The following is an 18,088-nucleotide window of genomic DNA, read 5'->3' as shown; positions in this document are numbered from 1 at the left end:
ACCCCGCCGGGATCCGTCTAGCGTGGTGCCCATGAGGATCGGTGTTCTGGGGCTCGGCCGGATGGGACTGCCCATAGCGAGGGCGCTGGCGGAGCGGTCGACCGTCGTGGCCTTCGATCCGCGCGGGGAGCGCCGCCGCGCACTGGTTCGCGCCGTGGACGACACAGGCGACTCGGCGCGGCTCGAGCTCGCAGACGGCGTGCCGGAGGCCTCCGAGGGTGCGGATGCGCTCGTGACGGTGCTGCCCGGCCCGGGTGAGTTCGAGGCGAGCGCCGACGACGTCATCGGGGCCCTGCCCGCCGGCGCACTGTGGGTCGACCTCACGAGCAACGACCCGCGGGTGCTCGCGGCGACGGAGGGACGGGCGCGATCGGCGGGGATCGCTCTCGTATCGGCTCCCATGACGGGCGGACCCGCCGCGGCCGAGACGGCGACCCTCGGATTCACCGTCTCCGGAGATCCGGCGGCCATCGATCGAGCGCACCCACTGCTCGAGGCGCTCTGCGGCGGCGTCGGCGGCGGTGTCGGGGGTGTCGGCCGAATCACGGTGGCCGGCGACCGCATCGGAGACGCCTGCACGGTGAAGCTGCTCGCGAATCTGCTGTGGTTCGGGCAGGTGGCGGCCGTGACCGAGGCGATGCTGCTCGGCGCCTCGCTCGGTCTCGAACCCGCGCGACTGCACCGGATGCTGGCCGACGGGCCCGGCGCCAGCACGATGCTCAGCCGCGACTACCCGGCCGTGTTGCGGGGCGACTGGATGCCCGCCTTCGGGCTCGACCGGGTGGTCGAGGAGCTCGACACGCTCAGTTCGCTCGCCGCCGAGACCGGCGTGCCGTTCGAGTTGTCGGAGCAGGTGGCCGAGCTGCACCGGCAGGCACTCGAACGGTTCGGCCCCGCCGACGGTGAACTGCTCGTGGCGCGCCTGCTCGAGGAGCGCGCGGGCACACCGCTGCGCGAGCCTAGAATCGAGGTCAACCCGGCCGAGACGGAGACGACCTGAACGCCCTGCCGAGCACAGCATCCGCCCCTGACACGCGGTGGCGCGTGGCCGCCGCCGCACTCCTGGCGGTCTACTCGATGGCGGTGCTCGTGATCGTCGCGTGGCCGACGCCCGTGGACCGCGGCGCGAACCGGGCCATCATGCGGGTGCTCGAGGCGCTGCACGACCGCAACGTGCTGATGTTCCTCGGCTATCGGCAGGTGGAGTTCCTGGCCAACGTGGGCATGTTCGTGCCGCTCGGGCTGCTGATCGGCGTCGTGCTCGGCCGGCGGCTGTGGGGGCTCGCCATCCTGATCGGGTTCGGGCTCTCGGCCGGCATCGAGGCGTTCCAGCTCGTGTTCCTGCCCGATCGGTTCGCGACCGTCGACGACGTCATCGCGAACACCCTCGGGGCTCTGTTCGGAGCCATCGCCGCGGGCGTGTTCTTCTTGCGCCGGGCGCGTTAGACGGCGCTCTCGAGCGCCCGAAGATGGGCGATCGACTTGTCCTCGAGGAACACGCAGAGGCGGGCGGCCACCGACAGCTCCTCCGACAGGAGCTTGACGCCCTCGGCCCGGAGCGCGAAGTCGTTCGGACGCGGACCGAAGTGCACCTCCCAGGCGGTGTCGCCCGGGCCGGCAGCCTGGAGGTAGACGTCGGTGGACGCGTACTGGAGGCGCACGATCACGAGACCCGTGTCCTCACCGGTGTCGCCGTCGTGGCGCAGCACGTCGAGGCGGCAGCCCGCGTCGGGGTCGGTGGCGATGAACTCGTCCATCCAGAGCTGCAGCAGCTCCATCGTGCGATACGGCATGATCATCCTTCCCCTTGGCTCGATCATAGGTGCGACCGGCGAATCTCCTGTCAGGGTTGACACAGCCATCTTTTAGGGATGCCGAAATATTTGATAGCTTTTTAGGTATGCCTAAAAGTGCGCCTCGTCTCGTCGCCGCGGTCGCAGCCGCCGCCACGACCTCCCTCCTGTTCTCCGCCTGCACCGCTCCTGCCGAATCCGACGACGACCGCCCGGTCGTGCTCACGACGTTCACCGTGCTCGCGGACATCGCGCGGAACGTCGCGGGCGACCGCCTCCGCGTGGAATCGATCACGAAGCCCGGTGCCGAGATCCATGGCTACGAGCCCACCCCCGGCGACATCCGCACCGCCGCGGAGGCCGACCTCATCCTCGACAACGGTCTCAACCTCGAGGCGTGGTTCGGCCGGTTCGTCGAATCCGTGAACGTGCCGCACGTCGTGGTCTCCGCCGGGGTCGACGAGATCCCCATCGCCGAGGACGCCTACGAGGGGATGCCGAACCCGCACGCCTGGATGTCCCCCCTCAACGTCCAGGGCTACGTCGACACGATGGTCGAGGCGTTCTCCGAGCTCTCCCCCGTCGACACGGCGGCCTTCGAGGCCTCGGGCGAGGCCTACAAGGCCGAGCTGCAGGAGGTGCACGACGACCTCGTGCAGTCTCTCGGAACCCTGCCGGACGAGCACCGGGCGCTCGTGACCTGCGAGGGCGCCTTCTCCTATCTCGCCCGTGACGCCGGCCTCACCGAGCGGTACCTCTGGGCCGTCAACGCCGAACAGCAGGCCACACCGCGGCAGATCGCCGGCACGATCGCGTTCGTCGAGCAGAACGAGGTGCCGGCGGTCTTCTGCGAGTCCACCGTCTCCGACAGCGCCATGCGCCAGGTGGTCGAAGCCACCGGGGCCCGCTTCGGCGGCACCCTCTACGTCGACTCGCTCTCGGAGGTCGACGGCCCCGTGCCCACCTACCTCGACCTCATCCGCCACGACGCCGAGACGATCGTGGCCGGGCTGACCGGGGTCGGCCGATGAACACCGATGCGGCCGTCGAACCGGCGATCGATGCATCGGGCCTCACCGTGCGCTACGGCGACGTGCTCGCCCTCGACGACGTCACCCTCCGCGTGCCGGCGGGCGGTGTCTGCGGCCTGATCGGCATGAACGGATCGGGCAAGTCCACCCTCTTCAAGACCCTCGTGGGCCTCGTGCGCCCGCAGACCGGCGAGGTGCGCATCCTCGGCGGCGGCATCCGGGAGGCCCGGCGCCGCGGCGACCTCGCCTACGTGCCGCAGAGCGAGGACGTGGACTGGGCGTTCCCGCTGAGCGTGCGCGAGGTCGTGATGATGGGCCGCTACGGTCGGCTCGGGTTCACCAGGCGGGCGCGGCGCGGCGATCGGGCCGCTGTCTACGAGGCTCTCGACCGGGTCGAGCTCACCGAGCTCGCCGACCGCCAGATCGGGCGGCTCTCCGGCGGGCAGCGCAAGCGCGCCTTCGTGGCACGCGGTCTCGCCCAGGGCGCCAGGGTGCTGCTGCTCGACGAGCCCTTCGCGGGGGTCGACAAGCCCTCAGAGGCCACCATCGTGCGCCTTCTCACCGAGCGGGCGGAGAGCGGATGCACGGTGCTGGTCTCCACGCACGACCTGCAGGCGCTGCCCGGCCTCGCCACCGAATCCGTGCTCCTGCGCCGGCGGGTGCTGCTGCACGCTGCCACCACCGAGGTGCTGCGGCCCGAGAACCTGGCCCGCGCGTTCGGGCTCGGCGAGGAGTCGGTGGCATGAACATCCTCGATCTGCTGCTCGAACCGCTCGGCTACGAATTCATGCTGCGGGCCCTCGCCACCACCGTGCTCGCCGCCGTTGTGTGCGCCGTGCTGTCGTGCTGGCTGGTGCTCGTGGGCTGGTCGCTCATGGGCGACGCCGTGGCGCACGCCGTGCTCCCGGGGGTCGTGCTCGCCTACGTGGTGGGCGCCCCGTTCGCGGTCGGCGCGCTCGTGTTCGGCTTCCTCGCCGTGGGGCTCATCGGCGTGGTGCGTGACACGAGCCGCGTCAAGGAGGACGCCGCCATCGGCATCGTCTTCACCACGCTGTTCGCCCTCGGGCTCGTGCTCATCTCTGTCACCCCCAGCCAGACCGACCTCAACCACATCGTCTTCGGCAACGTGCTGGGGGTCTCGGCGATCGACCTGCTGCAGATCGTCGTGCTCGGTGCGATCGCCCTGACCGTCCTCATCCTGAAGCGGCGCGATCTCACCCTCTACGCCTTCGACCCCACGCACGCCCACGCCATCGGCCTCTCACCGCGCCTGCTCGGCGCGCTGCTGCTCGGCGTGCTCGCGCTCACCGCGGTGGTGGCGCTCCAGGTGGTGGGGGTCATCCTCGTGGTGGCGATGCTCGTCATCCCGGGCGCCACCGCCTACCTCCTCACCGATCGGATCGGGCGGATGCTCGTGATCGCGCCCGTCATCGCCGCCGGGTGCTCGGTGGTGGGCATCTACGCGAGCTACTACCTCGACACCGCCTCCGGCGGCATGGTGGTGCTGGCGCAGGCGGCGGCGTTCGCGGTGGCGTACGCCGTGCAGCTGGTCAGTCGACGAGGACGGGTGCGCGGTCGCGGGCGTCTCGGGCCGTGGAGGCCAGGACCGGGCCTCGGCGTGCTGCCGCAGCCGGCGCATCCGGAACGAACCGCGCCGCCCGCTCGCGGATGAAGGCGCCGAGCCGCAGCCACGAGCCATCGCGGATGAGCAGCAGGTCGACCGCGATCATCGCCAGCGAGAACGGCCAGAGACCCAGCAGCACCGCGATGCCGAGGTGCGTGAACGTGATGAGGGCCACGAACAGGTAGCGGCTCGGCTTCCAGAGCAGGGCGAGCGGGAAGAGAAGCTGCACGGTCAGCGCCATCCAGGTTCCGATGTTGACCACCCACGCCCACTGGTAGGTGAACTCACTGAGGGTCGGCAGCACCTGGAACTCGTTGAGCACGAGTGCGTAGTAGAGCGCGGTGCCGTCGATCCACTCCTCACCCTGGAGCTTGAGGATGGACGAGACGAGGTAGACGAGCAGGATCTGGTAGCAGCACAGGATGAGGGCCGTGTTGTGCAGCCAGGTGCCGAACCACTCCGGGATGAAGCGCGGTCGGAGCGAACGCGGGAGGCGACCGCGGGCCACCGCGCGCTTGCGCAGCAGGGAGTCGACGGAGAGGTGCTCGCTGAGGCTCGCGAAGATCGCGAAGAAGAGCACGATGCGCATGAGCGTGTCGCCGCCGTTGGTGAGCAGCGTGCTGTTGGTGGAGAGTCCGACCCAGAAGAGCAGCAGGAACGGGGTGACCCAGCGGGTCTTCAGGCCCACGATGAACAGCACCACGAGCAGGAGCAGGACGAGGTACGCGACGTCGAAGAGCACGGGATCCTGCTTGGAGAAGACACCGCGGAGGATCTCGGACCAGCCTCGGCGACGCGCCTCGGGCTCGATCCACCACGATCCGGCGCCCCACAGGTAGTGGCGGTCGGCGAAGCTCGGAATGAGCACGATGAGCATCGCGATGCCGAAGATGATGCGCAGGAACGAGAAGCCGATCGTGGCGTGCTTGCGGCTCGTGAGCCAGCCCGTGAGGCCGCCCCAGGCCTTCGCCGGGAGCTGCGTGGGCGGGGTGCTGCGGAGGGCTTTCAGCGCGTTCATCGGTCGTACCTCTCGATCACGTCATCGAAGATCGCCACGGCCTCGTCGCTCGGCTGCGAGGCGGGCTGGCGCCAGCCGAACTCGAGCTCGTTGAGCGGGGACTGGCGCTCGGTGTCATTGCGGTGCTCGAAGTCGTTCGGCCGATCGAACTGCACGCGCCAGCGCACGCGCTCGACCTCGCGGTCGAAGTAGGCCTCGCCGTAGGCGGTGGCGAAACGGATGAGCATGTAGTCGTAGCGGAGGAGGGGGACGGGGCTCGGGGCCGTCTCGGTGCCTTCGGTGTCGTCTTCGCCCAGGGCCTCGAGCTCGGCGATGAGGTCGGCGTCGGGAATGGGCTGGAAGTCGCCGTCGTCGGTGCGCTCGATGAAGGTGTCCTGCACGCGGCTCTTCTGGGCATCCGTGAGCTCGTCGAAGCGGGTGATGTAGGCCACGGCGGCATTCGCCGAACTCTTCGCGATGCGGGAGGGCATGGGGTTGCCGTCGACCGCCTCGAGCTCGGCGCCGGTGACGTCGACCCAGTCGCTGTGCACGAGACCGTCGTCTTCGCGCCACTGCACCTGGATCTGGAGGGCGCTGTTGACCTTCAGCATGTTCGGGGCGAAGACGTCCCAGCGCTGGGAGAAATAAGGGGCGAAGGCGTCGTCGACGACCTCGGAGGCGGCGTTCGCGGAGGCCGGGGGGAACGTGAAGGTGGTGCTCACGAAGACGTAGCCGGCGGCGATGGCGAGGGTGAGGGCCGTGGCGGCGGCGAGCAGGGGCTTCTTCTTGGGCTTGGTTCGGGGGGCGTGGGTGACGCGGAGCGTCTCGTCGCGGGGCGTCTCGTCGCGGGGCGTCTCGTCGCGGGGGGCGGGCGCCTTGACGGCGATGGCCGTGGCGGCGGGTGTGGTGGCGGCGACTGCGGTTTCGCGGGGGGCGGCGGCTTCGCGGGCGGCGGCGGCTGGGCGAGCGGCAGCGGCCTTGCGGGCGGCGGCGGCCTTGCTCGCGGCGGCGTTGGCCTTGGCTCTGCGAGAGGCCTTGCTCTTTGGCGTGTGGCGCGTCATGCGGATGTCTCCTCGGCCGGGCGGCGTCAGGTGGGAGGTGCGGGGGCGATCGTGGGTGGATCGCGGGGTCCAGGTAGGGGTGCGGTTCGGTGACCGTGCTGACCTGCTCGGAGGTGGGGTGGAGGCGCGTGGGGCACCCCCACCCCGAGGTGAGGTGGAGGCGCCGCCTGGCACCTCCACCTCACGGTGCTAGCTGGTCGAGCGTCGTCGCAGGGTCGTGCGTGCGATCACGCCGAGTCCGAGCAACAGCAGGGCGAGGGCGCCGAAGCCGACGGCTCCCCCGGCCTCGACACCGGTCGAGGCGAGCACGCCGGAGTCGTACGAGCTCGATCCGGACACCGCGACGTCGGACTCATGCGAGTCCGTCGAGTCGGTGGAGTCCGTGGCGTCGGACGCGTCCGTCGCGTCCGACGCGTCGGTGGCGTCCACGTTGGAGGTGTCCTTCGCGTCGGTGGCGTCGGTCGAGTCCTTGGAATCGGTCGAGTCTACGGAGTCAGTCGAGTCCTTCGAATCGGTCGAGTCCTTGGAATCGGTCGAGTCAGTCGAGTCCTTGGAATCCGTGGAGTCCGTGGAATCGGTGGAGTCCTTCGAGTCAGTCGAGTCCTTGGAATCGGTCGAGTCCTTGGAATCCGTGGAGTCCTTCGAGTCGACGGAGTCTACGGAGTCGGTCGAGTCCTTGGAATCGGTCGAGTCCTTTGAGTCGGTGGAGTCCTTCGAGTCGGTGGAGTCCTTCGAGTCAGTCGAGTCCTTCGAGTCGGTGGAATCCTTCGAATCGGTCGAGTCGTGCGAGTCCTTGGAATCGGTCGAGTCCTTCGAGTCGACGGAGTCTACGGAGTCAGTCGAGTCCTTGGAATCCGTGGAGTCCTTCGAATCCGTGGAGTCGTGCGAGTCCTTCGAATCAGTCGAGTCCTTGGAATCCGTGGAGTCCTTCGAGTCGGTCGAGTCGTGCGAGTCCTTGGAATCCGTGGAGTCCTTCGAGTCGGTCGAGTCGTGCGAGTCCTTGGAATCGGTCGAGTCCTTGGAGTCTACGGAGTCAGTCGAGTCCTTGGAATCGGTCGAGTCATGCGAGTCCTTGGAATCCGTGGAGTCCTTCGAATCCGTGGAGTCGTGCGAGTCCTTCGAATCCGTCGAGTCCTTGGAATCCGTGGAGTCCTTCGAATCGGTCGAGTCGTGCGAGTCCTTGGAATCCGTGGAGTCCTTCGAGTCGGTCGAGTCGTGCGAGTCCTTGGAATCGGTCGAGTCCTTCGAGTCGACGGAGTCTACGGAGTCAGTCGAGTCCTTGGAATCGGTCGAGTCCTTGGAATCGGTCGAGTCCTTGGAATCGGTCGAGTCATGCGAGTCCTTGGAATCCGTGGAGTCCTTCGAATCCGTGGAGTCGTGCGAGTCCGTGGAGTCGTGCGAGTCCTTCGAGTCGGTCGAGTCGTGCGAGTCCTTGGAATCCGTGGAGTCCTTCGAGTCGGTCGAGTCGTGCGAGTCCTTGGAATCCGTGGAGTCGTGCGAGTCCTTCGAATCCGTCGAGTCCTTGGAATCCGTGGAGTCGGTCGAGTCGTGCGAGTCCTTGGAATCGGTCGAGTCATGCGAGTCCTTGGAATCCGTGGAGTCGTGCGAGTCCTTCGAATCGGTCGAGTCCTTCGAGTCGACGGAGTCTACGGAGTCAGTCGAGTCCTTGGAATCGGTGGAGTCGTGCGAGTCCGTGGCATCCTTCGAATCCGTGGAGTCGTGCGAGTCCACCGAATCGGTGTGGCCGCCGGTCAGGGGCGCGACGCGGTTGGCCGGGGCTGCCGGGGCCTGCTGCGCAGGGGCGGCCGGGGCGACCTCGGGCGCTGCGGTCTGCTCGGTGGCGGGGCTCTCGGCCTCAGGTGCCGGAGCGGTGCTCGCTTCTGGCGCAGCAGCTTCGGGCGCAGCGGCCTCAGGCGCAGCAGCCTCAGGCGCAGCGGCCTCAGGCGCAGCAGCCTCGGGCGCTGCGGCTTCTGGCGCTGCAGCTGCAGGCGCGGCCTCGGGCTCCGGGCTCCCCTCCGAGGCGGCGGTGCCGGCCTCGGGAGCGGGGGTGGCCTCGTCGGCGAGCGTGGGCTGGGTGGTCGGGGCAGGAGCCTCGGTGGCGTAGGCCGCGGTGGGGCCGGCAGCGATCGCCAGGGTGCAGGCACCCACGATCGCCCCCCATCGCAGCACATTCAGCCGGGGCGGCGTGCCTCGTTCGGTTCGTCTGGTCATCTGGTCGTACCCTTCATCTTCGGTCGGTTCCCGAAGCCCGCGGGATGCCCGCGCGCAGGCGCAGGCATGCCAAGGCAAGGGCCCTTCGTTGGGCTCAAGATGCAGCGACAGCGGGTGGTGGAGCTCTCCGCAGACCAGGGTGGGCCCGCGACGGCCCGCCAAGGCCGGACATCGGTTCTGGTCCCCGCTTGCGGGCCGGGGTCGGGTGGAAACCGGCGTCAGGGACTCCTATCGACCGTGCCCGGGCAAACCGATTTCGGCATCATAACGAATGGGTGATTGAACGGGTACATCTAGCGGGTGAGTAGTTTCCACCTAATAATGAGCTTTGGGTAGAAAAGGGGTTGCTGTGGAGTCTTTCGGTGCGCTATTGCCGACGCTGCAGGACCTCACCTATCAGGGCACCGTGAGGAGGCAGGCGGGTGACCTCGCCGCAGCAGCCGAATCGGTGCTCGAGTGCCACCGGCTGCTCGATGATCTCGAGGACGACGCCGTGCTCGAACTCGGGCCCGGCCTCGTGGCCCTGCGAGCGGATTGGGCCCTCACCTCCACCCTGCACGGCGACGAGGAGCTCGCCCTGCGCGGCTGGGAGCGCACCTGGGACCAGGCCGAGCGCTTCGAGCTCAGCGACGACGCCCAGCAGGCCGCCGCCGCCGTGGCCGTGGTGCACGCCCTGAACGGCGACCGGCGCTACGCCACCATGTGGCTCGAGCGCGTCGACCCGTCACCCAGCGGGCCCGCGGCTCCCCTCGCCTCCGTGGCGCGTGCCTCGCTCGCGCTCGACGAGCTCGACTTCGCGCGGGCCGAGCTCGAGCTCGCCGCCGCCGAACCCCTCTCGACCACCGAGCGCTGGGCGACCCTCGCTTTCGTCGATGCGCGCCTCGCCGTGATGCAGGGGCACGAGACCTCGGGCATGGCGAGGCTCCGCGCCACCTGCCTCGCGCACTACCCCAAGCAGTGGTCCGGCGGCGCGAACTGGCAGCTCATCGACTCGGCGACCCTGCTGCTCGACCGGATCGGGAGCCGCAGCACCCGCAAGGACAGCCGCGGATCGGCCGTCACGGAGGACGCCGATCTCGTCTGCGCGCTGCGGGCTGTGGAGGACGACGACCTCGACACGGCCCGGGCCGTGGCCGAGGACAACCTCGAACGTGAACCCGTCTCGCTCCGCACCACTGCTGGCATGCAGCTCCTGCTCGCGCTGACGACTCCGGATGAGGATGCGGCCGCAGCGCTGACGGATGCGGCCATCGAGACCATCCGCTCCGAGCGGCTCTACTATCTGCTGCCCCGGTTCCCGTATGAGATCATCCAGACCCGCGCGGCCGGGCACGACGACCTCGTGCCGCACCTCTCCGACGACTACGACCCGGCGACGCGGCGAACGACGCTCACGAAGCGTGAGCGCGAGATCCTCTGGTACATCTCCCAGGGCTACCGGTTCGAGCAGATCGCCGCGGCTGAGTACATCTCCGTGAACACCGTGAAGTCGCACGCGAAGAAGCTCTACCGGAGGATCGACGTGAACAGCCGCGCGTCAGCTGCCGACTACGCCGAAGCCAACCCGGCCGACCCGCTGCCCCCGAGCGACGCCACGACCGACCCCGCCACGGCCGACGCCGCCATCTGAACAGCGGCGCCGGCCGAGGCCGGACCGTAGGGGCCGCGATCCGCGGCCGGGTGAGTGCGGGTCAGGCGGGGGTGAGCACGCGGGTGAGACCCGAGGGGTTCTCCACGGGCGTGCCGTCGGGCTCGGTGCCCTCGACGGGGTCGACCTCGTCTGGCGTGGGGGTGTTGTCGGGGCGCGGGTCACTCATCGTCGGCTCCTCCGCCCGAGGCCGTGTCTTCGCCTTCGGTGGATTCGCTGCCGTCGGAACTCGACCCGTCTGGAATCTCTTCGGCGTCGGGGCGACCGTGTTCGTTGTCGATAGTCATGCCGTAGACGCTACGCCTGGTCGCGCCGCACGGCTCGAGATCGATGCCACTACAGTCCCCCGAGCACCCGGCCGAGCACCCCGACGAGTCTCGGCAGCGCCGTGGGGTCGGCGGCCGCGTGATTCGGGTCGAGCTGCCCGATCGTGAGCCCCAGGCACGACGGATGCCGGCAGAGCTCGGCGAGGGCGGGCTCGAGCTGCTCGAGGGTCGGACCGCTGTTGCGGCCGTTCACGTTCTCGGCAATCGGCGCATCAAGGAAGTCGAGCACGTCGACATCGAGATGCACCACGAACGGCCCCTCGTCGAGCGCACCCCGCGCCGATCGCGCAGCGCCCCGGGCATCGGCCACCAGGTCACCCTGGGGGACGATGACCACCCCGAGCCGCTCGGCCTCCGCCCGCTCCCACGAGGTGACCGCGTCGGTGTCGACTCCGAGATACACGAGATCGGCGGGGCGGAGCAGCGGTCCGCCTCCCGGGACCAGCCCTGCGGCCGCGCCGTCGAGGCCCAGCGCGTGGCCCATCCCCATCCAGCTGAGGGATCCCTCTCGCGTGCTCTCGGGCGTGTTGAGGTCGAGATGCCGGTCGATGTACACGATGCGCGGGGTGAGTCCCGCCAGGCGGAGCGCGGAGCCGAGGCCCACCGCGATGGTGCAGGCGCCGCCGAGCACGAGCAGCCGGCTGGCTGCGCCTCGACCGAGAAGCCGTGCGGCGGCATCGGCCAGTTCCTCGAGCGAACGGGCCTCCTCGGTCACGTTCTGGGCGAACGGGTTCTGGTGGTCCGGCGTCCAGCGCCGGAGGGGCAGGTCGCCGGCGTCGACGACCTCACCGCCCGCCCGCTCGAGCTCGTCGATCAGGCCCGCCTCGCGGAGCGCGGCGGGTGCACGCTCGACCCCTACGCAGTAGGCCCCGGTGCTGCTCGGCACGCCGAGGACGGTGACGGTCATCGCGTCGGGCCCGGTCAGGCCGCGAACTCGCCCGCGACGATCGCGTCGGCGTACTTGCGCACATCCGGGCCGGGCTCGTAGTCGATGAACCGGTCCTTGAGCAGGCTGTTCAGTTCGGCGTAGGCCTCGTCCGAGCTTGCGTCGGCGTGCGAGGCGGCCACCTGGTGCACGGCCTCCTCGAGCACCCGATCGGCGTCGTCGAGGATCTTCGCGTGGGCTTCGTCGTTCCAGTGGATCTCTCTGTCGGTCATGCCGACCACGCTAGGCCGCTCGGCGACGACGGCAAGGGGGTCGCCGTCATCCGTGATTCACGCCGTGCGCGCCAGCGGGCTCGAATCGAGGTGCTCGAGCAGGTCGGCGACGTCGTCGTAGACCGCCACCGCTCCCGCCTCGAGCAGCTCGTCGCGCCCGGATCCGCCGCTCAGCACGCCGATGCAGGGCACCCCGGCGCGCTCGGACGCCTGCACGTCCCAGACCGAGTCGCCGATCATGATGGCCGCATCGACATCCGCCCCGACCTTGCCCAGGGCGGCATGCAGGATGTCGGGCTCGGGCTTGGCCGTCTCGACGTCGGCAGACGAGGTGGTGGCGGCGAGGGCGTCGTCGACGTCGAGCACCTTCAGCAGCACCTCGAGCTCGTCCTCCGGAGACGAGGTCGCGAGCACGACTGCGTGGCCGCGGGCCGCGAGGGCGCGCAGGAGGTCGACGGCGCCGGCGAAGGGGCGCAGCCGGTCGGCCATCGCCAGGTAGTTCTGGCTGTGCCCGTCTTTCACGGCCTCGCCGAGCTCCTCGGCCTCGTCGTCGGAGAGATCCTCGAGGACCGGGCCGAGCAGGGCGTCGAGGAGTGCCGCCGAGTCCATGCCGATCGAGCGGTGGATGCGCCAGGCGTCGACCGGATGCCCCGCCGCGGCGAACGCACGGTCGAACGCATCGACGTGCAGGTAGTTGGAGTCGACGAGCGTGCCGTCGATGTCGAAGAGCACGGTCACGGGATCGGGAGCTCGGTCAGTCATGCTTCCAGCGAACTCCCGCGGGCGCGACACCGCCACCAGGAGCTGGCGTCCCTGTCAGTCGCGGGTGAGCTCGAGTGCCGCCGCGGTCTGCTTGAGCGACTTCTCGGCCGCGGCCTTCTTCTCGTTGAGCTTGGTGCCGAACGACGGGATCATGCGCGCGAGCTTCTTCTCCCACACGGGGTATTCGTCCGGGAAGCAGCGCGCGACGAGGTCGATCATGATCGGCACGGCCGTGGAAGCGCCGGGTGAGGCCCCGAGCAGTCCGGAGATGGTGCCGTCGGCGGAGGTGATGACCTCGGTGCCGAACTGCAGCACCCCACCCTTCTTGGCATCCTTCTTCATGACCTGCACGCGCTGGCCGGCCGTGATGAGGTACCAGTCCTCGTCGACCGCCGTGGGCATGAACTCGCGGAGCGCCGCGAGCTTCTTCTTGCGGGAGGCCAGGAGCTCGCCGATGAGGTACTTCATGAGGTCGCCGTTGTCGCGGGCGACCGCGAGCATGGGGCCGATGTTGTGCGGGCGCACCGACAGCGGCAGGTCGAGCCACGAGCCCTTCTTGAGGAACTTCGGGCTGAAACCGGCGTAGGGGCCGAACAGCAGCGACGACTGGCCGTCGACCACGCGGGTGTCGAGGTGCGGCACCGACATCGGAGGGGCGCCCACGGCCGCCTTGCCGTAGACCTTCGCACGGTGCTGGGCGACGACGGCCGGGTTGTCGGTGCGGAAGAACTGGCCGCTGATGGGAAAGCCGCCGAAGCCCTTGATCTCGGGGATGCCGGACTTCTGCAGCAGCGGGAGCGCGTGACCGCCGGCACCCACGAACACGAAGCGGGCGTTGACGGTGAAGGGGGTGGTGCCCACGAGCTCACGGCCCATGACCTTCCAGGTGCCGTCTTTCTGCTTCTTGATCTTCTTGACCTCGGTGTTCAGCCGCAGCGACGCGCCTTCGGATTTGAGGTAGTCGAAGAGCTGCGTGGTGAGGGAGCCGAAGTCGACGTCGGTGCCGGAGTCGATCCAGGTGGCGGCGATCTTCTCGTCCTTCAGGCGGTCCTTCAGCAGCAGGGGGGCCCACGTGTAGATCTGCTTCGGGTCGTCGGAGAACTGGATGCCCTCGAACAGCGGCTCGTTGCGGAGGAGCTCCCAGCGGCGGCGGAGGTACTCGACGTTGGCCTCGCCGCGCACGAAGGTCATGTGCGGGGTGGGGTTGATGAAGGAGGTGGGGTCCGGCAGCACGCCGTCCTTCACGAGCGACGACCAGAACTGGCGGCTCACCTGGAACTGCTCGTTGATGTTCACGGCGCGCGAGCTCTCGAGGGTGCCGTCCGGCGCCTCGGGCATGTAGTTGAGTTCGGCGAGGGCCGCGTGCCCCGTGCCCGCGTTGTTCCACGGGTTCGAGCTCTCGAGGCCCACCTCGCTGAGCTTCTCGAAGATCACGATCGACCAGTCGGGCTGCAGCTGCTTGAGCATGGTGCCCAGGGTGGCACTCATGATGCCACCGCCGATCAGGACGACGTCGACATTCTTTGTGCTCACGCCATCCATCCTACGTCGCTTGTATACAACCCCTGCACCAATTCGTACCCGACTCTCGGATGACCATCCGCGTAGGCTCGCGGGCATGAGTGCGGAGGCGGCCGGCTGGACCGGGCATGTGATGTGGTGGCAGGTGTATCCGCTGGGGTTCGTGGGTGCCGAGGTGCGGCCGGAGGGCGGTGGCGCGCAGGTGCAGCACCGGCTGGGGCGGATCGAGGGGTGGCTGGAGCACGTGATCGGGCTGGGGCTCAACGGGCTCGCGCTCGGTCCCGTGTTCGCCGCGTCGACCCACGGGTACGACACCGTCGACCACTTCAGGATCGATCCACGGCTCGGAGACCTCGGCGACGTCGACCGGCTCGTCGCCGCCTGCCGGGAGCGCGGCATCCGGGTGCTGCTCGACGGGGTCTTCAACCACGTGGGGCGCGCGCATCCACTGTTCCGGCACGTCGAGGAGCACGGGCCGGAGTCGCCGCACGCGGAGCTGTTCCGCATCGACTGGAACGGGTGGCAGCCGGGGCAGCCCGTGCAGGCCGAGGTCTTCGAGGGGCACGACGCCCTCGTCGCCCTCGACCACGACTCCCCCGCCGTAGCCGAGTTCGTGGCCGAGGTGATGCTGCACTGGCTCGGTCGCGGGATCGACGGCTGGCGGCTCGACGCCGCCTATGCGGTGCCGCCCGCCTTCTGGGCACGGGTGCTGCCGAAGGTGCGCGAGCAGTACCCGGAGGCGTGGTTCTCGGGCGAGGTCATCCACGGCGCCGGCGCCGAGCTGGTGAAGGAGTCGACCGTCGACTCCCTCACGCAGTACGAGCTCTGGCAGGCGATCTGGCACGGCATCGCCGACCGCAACCTGTTCGAGCTCGCCCACGGTCTCGAACGGCACGACGCACTGCTGGGCTCGTTCGTGCCGTCGACGTTCGTGGGCAATCACGACGTGACACGGATCGCGTCGGCGGTGGGCGACGGGTTCGTGGGCCACGCCCTCGCCGTGCTGTTCACCGTGGCGGGAGTGCCGTCGGTCTACGCCGGCGACGAGTTCGGCTGGCACGGGGTGAAAGAGGAGCGGATCGGCGGGGACGACGCCGTGCGGCCCGTGTTCCCCGAGAGCCCCCCGGGCGAGGGAGAGCTCCCAGAGGCCGGCGCTCGCATCCTGCACGAGCACCGGCAGCTGATCGAGCTGCGACGGCGGCATCCGTGGTTGCACCGGGCGCACACCGAGGCGGTGGAGGTGGCGAACGAGGCGCTCGTGTTCCGCTCGGTCGGAGGGGCCGGAGAGGGCGGCATCCTGACCGCATTGAACCTCTCGGACGAGCCGCAGCGGGTGCGGGTGCCCGGCGACGCCGTCGTGGCCGCGGGCTCGGGGTCGCGTGACGGGGACGCCCTCGTGGTGCCGGAACGGGAGTGGGCGGTGGTCTCCTTTGGCTGAGCCCGGGGGCGAGGCAGGGATGACCGAGCCAGGCGCGCAGGATCACACCTGGTGGAAGAGCGCCGTCGTCTACCAGATCTACCCCCGCAGCTTCCAGGACTCGAACGGCGACGGCATCGGCGACCTCGCCGGCATCCTGCAGCGGCTCGACCACCTCCAGAGCCTCGGCGTCGACGTGATCTGGCTCTCGCCCGTGTACCGCTCGCCGCAGGCCGACAACGGCTACGACATCAGCGACTACCAGGACATCGACCCCGTGTTCGGCACCCTCGACGACTTCGACGAGCTGCTGGCCGCGGTGCACGCACGGGGTCTCAAGCTCGTGATGGACCTCGTGGTCAACCACACGTCCGACGAGCATCCGTGGTTCGTGGAGTCGCGCCGGGGTGTCGACAGCCCCAAGCGCGACTGGTACTGGTGGCGGCCCGCCCGCGAGGGCCACGAGCCAGGAGCCCCCGGTGCGGAGCCCACGAACTGGGAGTCGTTCTTCTCAGGTCCCACCTGGGAGCTCGACGAGGCGACGGGCGAGTACTACCTGCACCTCTTCGACCGCAAGCAGCCCGACCTCAACTGGGAGAACCCCGAGGTGCGGCAGGCCGTGCACGCGATGATGCGATGGTGGCTCGACCGCGGGGTCGACGGGTTCCGGATGGACGTGATCAACCTCATCTCGAAGGACATCACGCTGCCCGACGGCGCCGTGCCCGCGGGGAGGACGCTCGGCGACGGCTACCCGCATTACGGCGCTGGGCCTCGGCTGCACGAGTTCCTGCAGGAGATGCACCGGGAGGTGTTCGCGGGGCGGCCAGGACTGCTGGCCGTGGCCGAGACGCCCGGGGTCACCACCGACGAGGCGGTGCTCTTCACCGACCCGGCGCGGCGCGAGGTCGACATGGTCTTCCAGTTCGAGCACGTGGGCCTCGACCACGGGCCGGTGTCGAAGTTCCACCCGCGGACGCTCCGGCCAGGGGAGCTCGCCGCCAACCTCACGCACTGGCAGGAGGCCCTCGCCGACACCGGCTGGAACAGCCTCTACCTCGAGAACCACGACCAGGCCCGCTCGGTGTCGCGCTTCGGCGACGACTCCCCCGCGCACTGGCGCGACTCGGCGACCGCCCTCGCCACCATGCTCCACCTGCAGCGGGGCACCCCCTACGTCTACCAGGGCGAGGAGCTCGGCATGACGAACGCGCCGTTCGCCGCCATCGCCGACCACCGCGACGTCGAGACGCTCAACTGGTACGACGAGGCCGTGGCCGCCGGATCGAGCCCCGCCGAGGCGCTGCTCGGCATCGCGTCGGTGAGCCGCGACAACGCGCGGACCCCCGTGCAGTGGGACGGATCGGAGACGGCCGGGTTCACCTCCGGTGAGCCGTGGATCGCGGTGAACCCGAACTCGTCGTGGCTGAACGCCGCGGCTCAGGAGGGCGACCCGGCATCCGTGCTGGAGCACTACCGGGCGCTCATCCGGATGCGGCACGCGCTGCCCGTGGTGGCGGACGGGTCGTTCGAACGGGTCGACGCGGAGGACGACGCGGTGTTCGCGTTCGAGCGGGTGCTCGACCGGGAGCGGTTGCTCGTGGTGTGCAACCTGTCGTCAGAGGCGCGCACGCCGCTCTTCGCGCCGGCGACGCTGGTGCGTTGGGAGGGGGCGTCGGTGCTGCTCGACAACGCGGCGGGGCGCGACGTATCTGCGGGCGCCGGGGCCGCGGATCCCGGCGCCGGGTTCGATCTCGGTGCCGAGCTCATGCCGTGGCGGGCCGTGGTGCTCGGCGTGAACCGGTGAGCGAGGGTTCATCCGCCCGGGCCGAGCTCGCGGCGGTGGCGGCGGCCGGGGCGGCACCGGTCGTGCAGCTGCCCGAGGTTCCGGGAGCACGGGAGGCCGCCGTGCTCGTGCTGTTCGGGGTGCTCGACGGGCTCCCGAGCGATCATGAGGCCCGCACGGCCGCCGTGTCGCGCGACCTCGACGTGCTGCTGCTGGCGCGGGCGGCGACGCTGCGCTCACACCCGGGGCAGATCGCTTTCCCGGGCGGGCGGGTCGATCCAGGCGACCACGATCCGGTCGCCGCCGCCCTGCGCGAGGCCGAGGAGGAGACGGGGCTCGACCCCACCGGAGTGGAGGTGCTCGGCACGCTCGCACCCTTGCCGCTGGAGTACTCGCGCCACCTCGTAACACCCGTGATCGGGTGGTGGCGGCAGCCGTCGGCCGTGCGGGTGGTGGATGTGGCGGAGTCAGCGGCGGTGTTCCGGGCTCCGGTGGCCGATCTGCTCGATCCGGCGCAGCGCGGCGTGACCGTGCTGCGGCGTGGCGGGCAGGAGTGGCGTGGGCCCGCGTTCCTCGTGCCGCATTCCACCGGCGAGCACCTGGTGTGGGGTTTCACCGCGATGCTGCTCGACGGCCTCTTCACGCGACTCGGGTGGACGGAGCCCTGGGACGAGTCGCGCGAGATCCCGATCGTGGCCTGAACCGGACCACGCGCGATCGTCGCGTGCCGGCGTGGTGGCGAGCGGGTGGGCC

The 18,088-nt window shown here is 69.7% G+C and carries 18 protein-coding genes; 9 read left to right on the top strand and 9 right to left on the bottom strand.

The window, feature by feature from the left end; genetic code table 11:
- Positions 1-31: 31 nt before the first annotated feature.
- Both N1028_RS06150 and N1028_RS06145 read left to right on the top strand, forming a co-directional pair.
- Positions 32-1,000 (top strand): NAD(P)-dependent oxidoreductase, encoded by a 969-nt coding sequence (locus tag N1028_RS06150; RefSeq protein WP_259525981.1) that lies wholly within the window; start codon positions 32-34, stop codon positions 998-1,000.
- Between the two features lie 44 nt (positions 1,001-1,044).
- Positions 1,045-1,446 carry a VanZ family protein gene (locus tag N1028_RS06145; protein WP_259525980.1) on the top strand — a complete coding sequence of 134 codons (402 nt, stop codon included), beginning with the start codon at positions 1,045-1,047 and terminating at the stop codon, positions 1,444-1,446.
- On the opposite strand, the gene N1028_RS06140 is transcribed toward N1028_RS06145, so the two are convergent.
- On the bottom strand, positions 1,443-1,793 hold the full coding sequence (locus N1028_RS06140; RefSeq protein ID WP_259525979.1) for a hypothetical protein: 351 nt from the start codon (positions 1,791-1,793) through the stop codon (positions 1,443-1,445). The genes N1028_RS06145 and N1028_RS06140 overlap by 4 nt on opposite strands.
- A 107-nt stretch (positions 1,794-1,900) precedes the next feature.
- On the opposite strand from N1028_RS06140, the gene N1028_RS06135 reads away from it, so the two are divergent.
- From N1028_RS06135 to N1028_RS06125, 3 genes are read left to right on the top strand one after another with little or no spacing between them, the layout of a single operon-like run.
- The gene (locus N1028_RS06135; RefSeq protein WP_259525978.1) at positions 1,901-2,824 is read left to right on the top strand and encodes a metal ABC transporter substrate-binding protein; all 924 of its coding nucleotides are present in this window, start codon (positions 1,901-1,903) and stop codon (positions 2,822-2,824) included.
- Entirely contained in the window at positions 2,821-3,570 is a 750-nt protein-coding gene (locus tag N1028_RS06130) for a metal ABC transporter ATP-binding protein (RefSeq protein ID WP_259525977.1), read from the top strand. The genes N1028_RS06135 and N1028_RS06130 overlap by 4 nt, the downstream gene beginning before the upstream one ends.
- Entirely contained in the window at positions 3,567-4,496 is a 930-nt protein-coding gene (locus N1028_RS06125; RefSeq protein WP_259525975.1) for a metal ABC transporter permease, read from the top strand. Before N1028_RS06130 ends, N1028_RS06125 begins: the two co-directional genes overlap by 4 nt.
- Before the next feature lie 966 nt (positions 4,497-5,462).
- Here the strand turns inward: N1028_RS06125 and N1028_RS06115 are convergent.
- Positions 5,463-6,506: a DUF5819 family protein gene (locus N1028_RS06115; protein WP_259525974.1), complete on the bottom strand. Its 1,044-nt coding sequence runs from the start codon at positions 6,504-6,506 to the stop codon at positions 5,463-5,465.
- A gap of 189 nt (positions 6,507-6,695) precedes the next feature.
- A complete protein-coding gene (locus N1028_RS06110) occupies positions 6,696-8,717 on the bottom strand; it encodes a hypothetical protein (RefSeq protein ID WP_259525973.1) in 2,022 nt (673 codons plus the stop codon).
- A gap of 370 nt (positions 8,718-9,087) precedes the next feature.
- Here N1028_RS06110 and N1028_RS06105 point away from each other — a divergent pair, with 370 nt between their 5' ends.
- Positions 9,088-10,347 carry a helix-turn-helix transcriptional regulator gene (locus tag N1028_RS06105; protein WP_259525972.1) on the top strand — a complete coding sequence of 420 codons (1,260 nt, stop codon included), beginning with the start codon at positions 9,088-9,090 and terminating at the stop codon, positions 10,345-10,347.
- 61 nt (positions 10,348-10,408) lie between these two features.
- On the opposite strand, the gene N1028_RS06100 is transcribed toward N1028_RS06105, so the two are convergent.
- From N1028_RS06100 to N1028_RS06075, 6 genes are read right to left on the bottom strand one after another with little or no spacing between them, the layout of a single operon-like run.
- Entirely contained in the window at positions 10,409-10,534 is a 126-nt protein-coding gene (locus tag N1028_RS06100; RefSeq protein ID WP_259525971.1) for a hypothetical protein, read from the bottom strand.
- Positions 10,527-10,652 (bottom strand): hypothetical protein, encoded by a 126-nt coding sequence (locus N1028_RS06095; RefSeq protein WP_259525970.1) that lies wholly within the window; start codon positions 10,650-10,652, stop codon positions 10,527-10,529. The genes N1028_RS06100 and N1028_RS06095 overlap by 8 nt, the downstream gene beginning before the upstream one ends.
- A gap of 49 nt (positions 10,653-10,701) precedes the next feature.
- Complete coding sequence (locus N1028_RS06090; RefSeq protein ID WP_259525969.1) at positions 10,702-11,598, bottom strand: arginase family protein; 897 nt, start codon at positions 11,596-11,598, stop codon at positions 10,702-10,704.
- A 14-nt stretch (positions 11,599-11,612) separates the two neighbouring features.
- Positions 11,613-11,849 carry a hypothetical protein gene (locus N1028_RS06085; protein WP_259525966.1) on the bottom strand — a complete coding sequence of 79 codons (237 nt, stop codon included), beginning with the start codon at positions 11,847-11,849 and terminating at the stop codon, positions 11,613-11,615.
- Between the two features lie 57 nt (positions 11,850-11,906).
- Positions 11,907-12,611 carry an HAD family hydrolase gene (locus tag N1028_RS06080; RefSeq protein WP_259525965.1) on the bottom strand — a complete coding sequence of 235 codons (705 nt, stop codon included), beginning with the start codon at positions 12,609-12,611 and terminating at the stop codon, positions 11,907-11,909.
- Positions 12,612-12,665: 54 nt separating this feature from the next.
- Positions 12,666-14,153 carry a malate:quinone oxidoreductase gene (locus tag N1028_RS06075; RefSeq protein ID WP_375163469.1) on the bottom strand — a complete coding sequence of 496 codons (1,488 nt, stop codon included), beginning with the start codon at positions 14,151-14,153 and terminating at the stop codon, positions 12,666-12,668.
- Between the two features lie 76 nt (positions 14,154-14,229).
- Between N1028_RS06075 and N1028_RS06070 the strand changes: the two genes are divergently transcribed.
- Genes N1028_RS06070 through N1028_RS06060 form a run of 3 tightly spaced genes read left to right on the top strand, consistent with a single transcriptional unit; the run spans position 14,230 to position 18,036 of the window.
- Positions 14,230-15,570, top strand: coding sequence for an alpha-amylase family glycosyl hydrolase (locus tag N1028_RS06070; protein WP_259525963.1), 1,341 nt, complete (start codon positions 14,230-14,232; stop codon positions 15,568-15,570).
- Between the two features lie 19 nt (positions 15,571-15,589).
- Positions 15,590-17,356, top strand: a complete 1,767-nt coding sequence (locus N1028_RS06065; protein WP_259525961.1) for a glycoside hydrolase family 13 protein — start codon at positions 15,590-15,592, stop codon at positions 17,354-17,356.
- Positions 17,353-18,036, top strand: coding sequence for an NUDIX hydrolase (locus N1028_RS06060; protein WP_375163468.1), 684 nt, complete (start codon positions 17,353-17,355; stop codon positions 18,034-18,036). Before N1028_RS06065 ends, N1028_RS06060 begins: the two co-directional genes overlap by 4 nt.
- Positions 18,037-18,088: the final 52 nt, after the last annotated feature.

The sequence above is a fragment of the Herbiconiux oxytropis genome (assembly GCF_024979315.1).
Classification (GTDB): Bacteria; Actinomycetota; Actinomycetes; order Actinomycetales; family Microbacteriaceae; genus Herbiconiux; species Herbiconiux oxytropis.
The sequence above is the reverse complement of the archived record's forward strand: the minus strand, read 5'-3'. Positions and strand labels throughout refer to the sequence as shown.